General features: G+C 70.7%; 3 protein-coding genes and 1 pseudogene. All 4 read left to right on the top strand.

Annotated elements, in window-relative coordinates; translation table 11 throughout:
* The coding region (locus ACJA3G_RS30190; protein ID WP_406556218.1) for a hypothetical protein at positions 1-1,099 on the top strand (1,099 nt) is incomplete at its 5' end.
* Positions 1,096-2,646 (top strand): SCO6880 family protein, encoded by a 1,551-nt coding sequence (locus ACJA3G_RS30185; RefSeq protein WP_406556217.1) that lies wholly within the window; start codon positions 1,096-1,098, stop codon positions 2,644-2,646. The genes ACJA3G_RS30190 and ACJA3G_RS30185, both read left to right, overlap by 4 nt.
* Before the next feature lie 25 nt (positions 2,647-2,671).
* Positions 2,672-4,096: an ATP-binding protein gene (locus ACJA3G_RS30180; RefSeq protein WP_406556216.1), complete on the top strand. Its 1,425-nt coding sequence runs from the start codon at positions 2,672-2,674 to the stop codon at positions 4,094-4,096.
* Positions 4,097-4,204: 108 nt separating this feature from the next.
* Positions 4,205-4,843, top strand: a pseudogene (locus ACJA3G_RS30175) (type VI secretion protein); the annotation flags it as partial.

The raw sequence follows: 4,843 nt of genomic DNA, 5'->3' as shown, positions 1-4,843 counted from the left end.
CCCCCTGACCTCCCTCGCCAAGGGCTGCGCCGACGCCGCCGTCTGGGTCGTCGACACGCTCTCCAAGTTCGTGAAGACCGCCGCCAAGGTGGACTTCACCGACCCCGCCTTCCTCGGCCGCTACGCCGTCGTCTTCGCCGCCGCCACCATCCTCACGCTCGTCCTGTGGCTGCTCGCCGTCACCAAACGGGCGATCCGAGGGGTGCCGCTGACCACGGCGATCTCCGAGGCCGTCGGGTTCCTCTGGCTGACCGTGCTGGCGTCCGCCTTCACCCCGCTGATCCTCTACACCGTCGTCAACGCCACCGACGCCGTCACCGACGTCATCGCCGCCGGCACCGGCGACCAGACCGACGTCTTCTTCGGCTCGTTCTCGGCCGCGCTGAAGAAGGGAACGGACATCGGCGGCGGACCGATCATGCTGATCGTCGTCTCGCTGGTCACCATCCTCGCCGCCGGCATCCTCTTCCTGGAGCTCTACATCCGCGCCCTCCTGCTGTACGTGGGAGCGCTGCTCGGCGTCGTCGTGTACTCGGGACTCGTCGACAAGAACATGTGGGGCCACGTCCGCCGCTGGGCCGGGATCATGATCGCGGTCATCCTGGTGAAGCCCATCATCGTGATCGTCCTGAGCCTCGCGGGCGCGCTGTCGGCGGGGAAGGGGCCGGACTCCTTCCAGGCCGTCGTCTCCGGCCTCGCCATCATCCTGCTGGCCATCTTCGCCTCCGGGATGATCTACCGCTTCGTACCGGGCTTCGGCGACGAGATCGCCGCCGCCCGCACCAACCGCAAGCAGGCCACCAACGGGGCGCAGGCCGCCGCCGTGATCTCCTCCCCGGCAGCCCTCGTCTCCCAGGGCATCAAGACCCACAGCAGCCGTGGCAACCAGGGGGGCGGCGCCCAGGCCCGGCCCGCCAACCCGATGTCCGGGGGCGTGGCCGCCCACAGCAGCCGGGGCTCCGGCGGCGGTGGCGGCGGACCCGTCCCCTCCGCCGCACCCCCGCCCCGTAGCGGCACCGGACCCACCAGCGGCACCCCGCACAGCAGCCGCAACACCGGCACCAAAGGCAACAACAGCACAGGAGGTGGAGGGCGTTGACGACCCAGTCCCAACCGGTCTCGCCCCGCCGCACGTATCTGATCGGCCGGGCCAGGCCGTCGGCCATCGTCGGCAAGAACCGCGAGACCGGCGAGATCGCGCTGATCATCGGCGGCGCGTTCCTCGGCATGATGTGCGGACTGCTGGTCCCCGTCCTGTCCCTGCGGATCCTGCTCCTCATGGGCTTCCCCATGCTGGCGCTCGCCGCCGTGTACCTCCCGTACAAACACCGCACCTTCTACAAATGGTTCGAGATCAACCGCAGCTACAAGCGCTCCCTGCGGCGCGGCACCACCTACCGCTCCAGCGCCATGGAGGCGGGCGTGCGCGGCGACGGGCGCGAGGTCGAGGTCGGGCCGCCGCCCGGCATCGGCCGGATCAACTGGCTCGCCGCGCCCTTCGGCCCGGACGAGATCGCCGTCCTGCTGCACGCCGACCGCCGGACCGTCACCGCCGCCATCGAGATCGAGGGCCCGGGCGTCGGCCTGCGCGACTCCGAGGACCAGGAGGCCCTGGTCGACCGGTTCGGCACCCTGCTCAAGCACGTGGCCAACGGCGACGGATTCGTCACCCGCCTCCAGATGCTCGCCCGCACCCTGCCCGCCGACCCGGACGCGCACGCCAAGGACGTTGCCCAGCGCGGCGACCACAACGCTCCCGAGTGGCTCCAGGAGTCCTACCAGCAGCTCCAGTCCATGGTGTCGACCTCCAGCGAGCAGCACCGCGCCTACCTCGTCGCCTGTATGCAGTACTCGCGCGAACTCGCCGCCGAGGCGAACGCCATGGCCCGCGCCGCCCGCCCCCAGTCCGGCCGCAAGCTCGACCGGGACGCGGGGCTCGCCGTCGTCATGGCCCGCGAGCTCACCGACATCTGCGCCCGGCTCGCCGAGGCCGACATCCGGGTCCGCCAGCCCCTCGGACAGGGCCGGCTCGCCTCGCTCGTGCACTCCATGTACGACCCCGACCACCCCATCGACCACATCCAGGCCATGACCAAGCGCAACGCCTGGCCCGCCGAGCTGGACGCGGTCGAACCCACCTACCTCCAGGCCAAGACCCGCGAGTCCTCCACGCGCGCGCCCTGGTGCCACGCCACGGCGTGGGTGAAGGAGTGGCCGATGACCCCCGTGGGCGTCAACTTCCTCGCCCCCCTGCTCGTCCACACCCCGGACGTGATCCGTACGGTCGCGGTCTGCATGGACCTCGAACCCACCGAGGTCGCCATCGAGCGCATGCTCACCGAGAAGACCAACGACGAGGCGGAGGCCTCGCGCGCGGCGAAGATGAACCGCACCGTCGACCCGCGCGACATCGCCGCCCACGGCCGCCTCGACCAACGGGGTGAAGATCTCGCCAGCGGCGCGGCAGGCGTCAACCTCGTCGGGTACATCACGGTGTCGGCGCGCTCCCCCGAGGCCCTGGCGAGGGACAAGCGCACCATCCGCGCATCGGCCGGCAAGTCGTACCTGAAACTGGAGTGGTGCGACCGCGAGCACCACCGGGCCTTCGTCAACACCTTGCCGTTCGCGACCGGCATCCGCCGCTAGCCGAGAGCTGATAGGGGCCCTGCTCATGCGAGATCCGCTCTCCGCGCTCACCAACGCCTTCACCTCCTTCCTCTTCGGCAAGGTCGAGACCACCCGGCTGCCCGTACGCACCTCCACGGGCCAGGCGCAGGCCGTCTATCTCCCGACGGCCGCGCCGGGCCTGGGCGACTCCGGCGTGATCATCGGGCGCGAGGTCTACAGCGGCAAGGGGTACATCTACGACCCCTTCCAGCTGTACGGCCAGCAGCTGCCCGCGCCGCACTGGCTGGTCCTCGGCGAGTCCGGCAACGGCAAGTCGGCGCTGGAGAAGACCTATGTGCTCCGCCAGTTGCGCTTCCGCGACCGGCAGGTCGTCGTCCTCGACGCCCAGGGCGAGGACGGCGTCGGCGAATGGAACCTCATCGCGCGCGAGCTGGGGATAACCCCCATCCGGCTCGACCCGATGACCGCCCTGGACGGCGGCATCCGGCTCAACCCGCTGGACCCGGCGATCACCACCACCGGCCAGCTGGCGCTGCTGCGCACCATCATCGAGGTGGCGATGGGGCACGGCCTGGACGAGCGCTCGGGCTTCGCCCTGAAGGTCGCGCACGCCTACGTCAACGAGACGATCACCGACCGCCAGCCGGTCCTGACCGACATCGTGGAGCAGCTGCGCCACCCGGAGGCCGCCTCGGCGGTCGCCATGAACGTCGACATAGACGACGTCCGGGCCTGGGGCCTGGACGTGGCGCTCGTCCTGGACCGGCTGGTCGACGGTGACCTGCGGGGCATGTTCGACGGGCCGACCTCGGTCGGCATCGACCTGGACGCCCCGCTGATCGTCTTCGACCTCTCGCACATCGACCGCAACTCGATCGCGATGCCGATCCTGATGGCCATCGTCGGCGTCTGGCTGGAGCACACCTGGATCCGGCCCGACCGCAAGAAGCGCATCTTCCTGGTGGAAGAGGCCTGGCACATCATCAACTCGCCGTTCGTGGCGCAGCTCTTCCAACGGCTGCTCAAGTTCGGCCGGCGGCTCGGCCTGTCCTTCGTGGCCGTGGTGCACCACCTGTCGGACGTCGTGGACGGGGCGGCGGCCCGGGAGGCGGCGGCGATCCTGAAAATGGCGTCGACCAGGACGATCTACGCCCAGAAGGCGGACGAGGCCAGGGCGACGGGCCGGGTCCTCGGCCTGCCCCGCTGGGCGGTCGAGATCATCCCGACGCTCACGCCCGGAATCGCCGTCTGGGACGTCAACGGCAATGTCCAGGTGGTCAAACACCTGATCACCGAGCGGGAACGGCCCCTGGTCTTCACCGACCGGGCCATGACGGAGTCGGCGGCGACCGACGATGTGCTCGCGCACGAACTGGAGAGCCGTCTGGAGTCGGAGAGCGAACGCAGGGCGGCGATGATGGAACAGCAAATGTCAGGCACCTCCTCCCCCGAGTCGACCGTGGCCTGACGGTCAGCGGGCCCCTCCCCCGAGGGGCCTGCCCGATCAACGGCCGCCCGCAGCACAGAAGTTCCCCGACACGCGCAAGTCGGCCCGACACGCCGGAGGTTGCCTGCAATGCCGGAGTCCCGCTCCCGCGGCGAGGAGCGCGGCATCCCCGACTCCCTGCTGGTCGGGCTGCTCGCGTTCCTGCTCGGTCTGACGGTCCTGGTCTGGACGGCCACGGGCCTGGCCGGCCTGTTCAGCCACGGCGCCTGGCCGGACGCAGTGACGTTCACCCGCACCCCGCTCGCCCTGCGCCAACTGGTCCAGGCCCCCCACGACCTCCCGGCGGCCTGGCCGGACACCCCGGCCGCCCAGCTCTCCGGCTACGGCCTCTTCTGGGGCCTGCTCATCAGCGAACTGCTCATCCTGCTGGTCCTCTTCATCTTCGCCCTCGGCACATGGTCACGCTGGAAAGCGGTCCGCGCGAGAGCCAAGACCATGGCCGCCACACAGGAAACGACCGCCGAGCCCGCCGCGGGCAGACAGCCCAGCGCGGAAACACCGCTCACGCGCCCCGCCCAGCCCCCGGCCCAGGCGGGGCCACCGCCGACCCGGGAGGCGGCCACGCACGCGTGGAGCACGGCTGCGGACGTGGACAGCGGCGCGGGCACCAGCAACGCAACGGGTGCGGGTATGGCTCGTACCGTACGTACAGAAGAGGGCGCCGGGATCGAAGCCGTCCCCGGTGTCGCCGCCGCCCACACCCCCGGC

It is taken from the genome of Streptomyces sp. YS-3, from assembly GCF_045257485.1.
Lineage (GTDB): Bacteria > Actinomycetota > Actinomycetes > Streptomycetales > Streptomycetaceae > Streptomyces.
The sequence above is the reverse complement of the archived record's forward strand: the minus strand, read 5'-3'. Positions and strand labels throughout refer to the sequence as shown.